Source organism: Acutalibacter sp. 1XD8-36 (genome assembly GCF_009917525.1).
Classification (GTDB): Bacteria; Bacillota; Clostridia; order Oscillospirales; family Acutalibacteraceae; genus Acutalibacter.
Window position 1 is genome coordinate 1 of the sequence record NZ_QZDU01000031.1, and the last position, 4,162, is coordinate 4,162.

The following is a 4,162-nucleotide window of genomic DNA, read 5'->3' on the forward strand; positions in this document are numbered from 1 at the left end:
AGCTTTCCTGACGCTTGCCAATATGCAACAGCCGCCTATCTCCGGCAGACAATCCTGACGGCAAAGGCACGTCACCCGAAAGACCTATTTTTGTACGTCAAAAAGATGATAGAGAATGACGAATAAGCCCGGAAAATGGCGGTTTTCCGGGCTTTTACTCACCGTGAGTAAAGCAGTCACTTGTCGGTCGGTATCTGGTACGGGCGGCGGACAATCTTCTCGATTTCCTCTGGTGTCAATTCGCCCCGCCGCTCCCGTTCCATGAGTTCTTTCCAGTCCTCTGGCGGCTCTATGCCGTCAATCACTATGTCGCTCAATAAATATCTGTTTTCCATTCAGTTCCTTTCTGGAATCCTTGCCCGGACGTACTCTAAACCGTCTCCCCTATAGGGGGTGTCTACCAGATACCAGAGGCCGCTGTAGTCCATTTCGATTCTGGTGGGAACCCATTCCCCCTCAACCATGACTTCCATGCACTCGCCACAATGAAAGCCGTCACGCTCCCAAAGGTCGGAAATTAGCAGTCCATAGCGTTTGTTGTCGGAATTGTACCCTAATCTTCCCTCTTTCATGCTTTCTCTCCTTTCGTTTGCTCCCGGCTCTGCTTGCGGTTCAGCTTCTTGTCCTCCTGCAAGGCGTACTGGCTGACAATCTCGCTGATGGACTGTTGCCGTGCTTGGGATATTCTTTCCAGACAGTCCCTTACCTCGGAACTGACGGTAAGGCACATTTTCTGTTTGGTGGGTAGCCCGGTCTTTGGTCTTGCCATGGTGTATTTCTCCTTTCTGTATTATAATATATATTTTAATTCGGGTTTCTATATGTATAATATACCATATTATAATACAGATGTCAATAGGGCATTAAGAAAATTTTACCCCTTATTTTAATATATATTAAAATACATACGTTTATCATGCCTGGCTGTACATACAATGTTCATACATATTATAATATATATTCAAATATTCTAATACATATTTTATCATGTATTAAAATATATATTATAATATTATCTATTTTGTGCCTGGCTTATCCGGCGCCGGGGCGGTGTAGCGGTGTACCGTCTGACCGATACAGTGTGTACTGGTGTACTGTTACACCGTGGCCGGTGCGGGGGGAGAAGTGCAGAGGGGGAACCCCCTTTGCCACAGAGGACTTTACGAAGTAAAGTATCCTGTGTTATACTTTACAAGTAAAGCATGGACAAGACAAGGGGGCTTGAATAAGAATGAGTTACGCAGTAGTTAGGGTGCAGAAGATGACCAGAGGGGCAATCAAGGGCATAGAGATTCATGACCGCCGTGAGAAAGACCATAGCCTGACGAACCCGGATATTGACTTCTCAAAGTCCGGGGAAAATTACGACTTATGCCCTGCCCAAAATGAATCCTTTTCCGAAGCCGTCCAGAGACGCATAGAACAGCTTGATTTGAAAAGGGCGGTGCGGAAAGATGCCGTTCTGATGGCGCAAGTTATAGTGACCTCTGACGGTGCTTTTTTTGACGGTCTGAAAGACGTTGACGAAGATGCCTACAATGCGTGGGCTGAACGGCGGGCAAGCTGTTCCCATGAAGCATATATATCTGGCGTTCCTTTCACGGAGGACTATATCGGGGGGTTGAGTGATTCGCCGCCAATGCAGGCTGACCGCTCACGGCAGTTTTTTCAAGACGCATACGACTTTCTGGCGGAGCGGTACGGTCGTGAGAACGTCATATCCGCTACCGTTCATCTGGACGAAGCTACTCCGCACATGCACTTCAATTTCGTCCCGGTTACTCCTGATGGGCGGCTGTCTGCCAAAGACGTGCTGACGAAGCAGAGCCTGACCGAACAGCAGACAGCTTTCCATGAAGCTGTAGGGGCAAAGTACGGCTTACAGAGGGGAGAGCCAAAGGGGAGCGGCAAGCGCAGACAGCATATGGAGACGGCAGAGTACAAGGCATACGCCGCAGAACTCGCAGAAGCCCGGCAGAGGGCAGAGACGGCACAGAGGGCTACGCAAGCCCTTGATAGCCGTGTACACGTCCTACAAGGCGATGTAAAAGCCTTAGAGGGACAGCGGGAGCGGCTGTCCGCTGACCTTGCGGAGACTTCCCAGAGAGCCGGAGAAGCCCACCAGAGGGCGGCACAAGAGCAGGGGGCAGTAAAGGCACTGGAGAGCCGCAGGGACGCTCTGCGGGACGAAGTAGGGGGCTTGCAGCGGGAAGTGGCCGTCTTGGAGCAGAACCGGGACAAGCTGCTTGCCCAGTCCCCCGGTTGGAGCCTTGCCGAAGTGAAGAAACAAGTCGAAATTGATAGAAAATTGTCACGTTTGGAGCAGTTGGAGCGGTTTCTGGACGCTCATTTCCCCCGGTGGCGGGACTTGTTCCAGACATTCCAGAGACAGCAGGGCAGGGACAGGGATACCGGGCGGGACAGATAGTGACAGTCGGCTTTTTCGTCATTTTTCACAACAAAACCGTTCTGCAGGGGAGCGGATTGGCCGGGGCCGCGGCGGGTTTTCTTGTTCAATATGCCGAAATTGAAGTTTTCGTGTAATATTTTGTCGTTTCGTGTCATGTACAGTATAGGAGCGGTAAAAAAGAAAAAGAGGGGTGGCGGTGTAATGGCACACTCCTTGACCCTCTATTTCGCCTTTATTTGCCCTCTGGACGGCTTTGGGGGGCTGTATGGTATTTCCCCTTACCTACTCCCTCTAAAAGCGTGTACACGCCCTACAGCGGCTTTCCTGACCGTTTCTGCTCCTATCCTCATTTTCTTTTTTATCGCTAATCAATCCTAACGCTTTCCAGAACCCCCAAAAGTTATCCACATACTGCGGCTTGCGGGGTCGTCCCTTGATTGATAGCTTGATTTAGCACTTGATTTATCTTTCTTGATTTCCCTCCTGATTTAGACACTCGAAAAAGCCCGATTTTATGCGGCTTTCCGGGTTTTAGCACCATAGACTTTTCCATGACGCACCATAGACTTTTCCCGGTAGCACCATAGACTTTTCCCGGTAACACCATAGACTTTTCCTGATAGCACCATAGATTTTTTCAAGAAGCACCAACTTTTTATTGACAAAAAATATGGTGCTATGCTATCATGATAAGGAAAGGGGTGATACCATGCCACGAAGAAAGAAACTCCCGGCAATCCCGGACTATAAGGGGGCAGGGAAAGAGCCGGACAATCTGCTTATCCAGAAGTCTAACCCCCTCTTGTCCCTCTCTGAAACCGGGCTTACGCTCGCAGAGTTTAAGATACTGGACGCATATCTCGGACGGATAAACAGTCATGACCCGGAAAAGAGGTTTATTCGGTTTGAGAAAGGCGAAATAGAGCGGCTTTTGGACGTTTCCCAGATAAAGCCTGATGACCTCGAAAAGCGGGTTAAGAATCTTTTTCAGACTATCAAAATCAAGGACGGCAACAAGCGCAAGGGCTTCACGCTCATAGCCTTGTTTGAGAAAGCAGAGTGCTATCAAGACGAAGATGGACTATGGCAGGTGGACTTAGGGGCAAGCCCCTCCGCTATGGAGTATATCTTCAACCCGGAACGGCTTGGATACCTGCGGTACAACCTGCGGAACGTGGTCAAGCTGACTTCCAGATACAGCTACGTCTTGTTCTTGTACCTCGAACAGAACAGGCATATGCACCTTACTTGGGACGTTTCTCTGGACGATTTGAAAACCCTCCTACGGTGTACTGCCGATACATACAAGGCTTACTATCGCTTTAACGAATTGGTGCTAAAGAAGTGCCACGAAGAACTGAACGCAAAGACTGACTGCAAATTCTCCTATGAGCCGATAAAGAGGGGTAGGACGGTCAAGGCGGTACGCTTCACCTTGGAGCCGCTTGCTCTGGCTGAAGATATACCGGGGCAGATGTCCATTGATGATTTTCCGGAAATTATGCCGCCGTCCTATGATGATGTCTATGACGAAGAAGCGGCAAGGCGGGATAGGATTTGCAAAGGCTTTGACAGTGCAGAGTTTTCCGGCTTCACCGATGAACAGCTTGCCCTGCTTAAAGACCTTGGCTGGTCAAGGAAACGTGAAAGCGACATAGAGCGTTTTCAGGCTGACGTTGACAGCTTTCCTGACGCTTGCCAATATGCAACAGCCGCCTATCTCCGGCAGACAATCCTGACGGCAAAGGCACG

General features: G+C 49.5%; 5 protein-coding genes. 2 read left to right on the forward strand and 3 right to left on the reverse strand.

Annotation, left to right across the window (positions count from 1 at the left end):
• Positions 1 to 176: 176 nt before the first annotated feature.
• The 3 genes from D5270_RS16195 to D5270_RS16205 are packed head-to-tail and all read right to left on the reverse strand — an operon-like array spanning position 177 to position 769.
• Positions 177 to 335, reverse strand: a complete 159-nt coding sequence (locus D5270_RS16195; protein ID WP_160556438.1) for a hypothetical protein — start codon at positions 333 to 335, stop codon at positions 177 to 179.
• Complete coding sequence (locus D5270_RS16200; protein WP_129184824.1) at positions 336 to 572, reverse strand: DUF5348 domain-containing protein; 237 nt, start codon at positions 570 to 572, stop codon at positions 336 to 338.
• Positions 569 to 769, reverse strand: coding sequence for a hypothetical protein (locus tag D5270_RS16205; RefSeq protein WP_129184826.1), 201 nt, complete (start codon positions 767 to 769; stop codon positions 569 to 571). Before D5270_RS16205 ends, D5270_RS16200 begins: the two co-directional genes overlap by 4 nt.
• A 462-nt stretch (positions 770 to 1,231) precedes the next feature.
• Between D5270_RS16205 and mobV the strand changes: the two genes are divergently transcribed.
• Together mobV and D5270_RS16215 are read left to right on the forward strand one after the other, a co-directional pair.
• Complete coding sequence (mobV, locus tag D5270_RS16210) at positions 1,232 to 2,428, forward strand: MobV family relaxase (protein WP_129184828.1); 1,197 nt, start codon at positions 1,232 to 1,234, stop codon at positions 2,426 to 2,428.
• 691 nt (positions 2,429 to 3,119) lie between these two features.
• A partial coding sequence (locus tag D5270_RS16215; protein ID WP_160556459.1) for a replication initiation protein occupies positions 3,120 to 4,162 on the forward strand: 1,043 nt, incomplete at its 3' end.

Coding starts and splice junctions, on each gene's coding strand:
- D5270_RS16195 (WP_160556438.1), bottom strand. CDS start 335: ATGGAAAACAGATATTTATTGAGCGACATAGTGATTGACGGCATAGAG.
- D5270_RS16200 (WP_129184824.1), bottom strand. CDS start 572: ATGAAAGAGGGAAGATTAGGGTACAATTCCGACAACAAACGCTATGGA.
- D5270_RS16205 (WP_129184826.1), bottom strand. CDS start 769: ATGGCAAGACCAAAGACCGGGCTACCCACCAAACAGAAAATGTGCCTT.
- mobV (WP_129184828.1), top strand. CDS start 1,232: ATGAGTTACGCAGTAGTTAGGGTGCAGAAGATGACCAGAGGGGCAATC.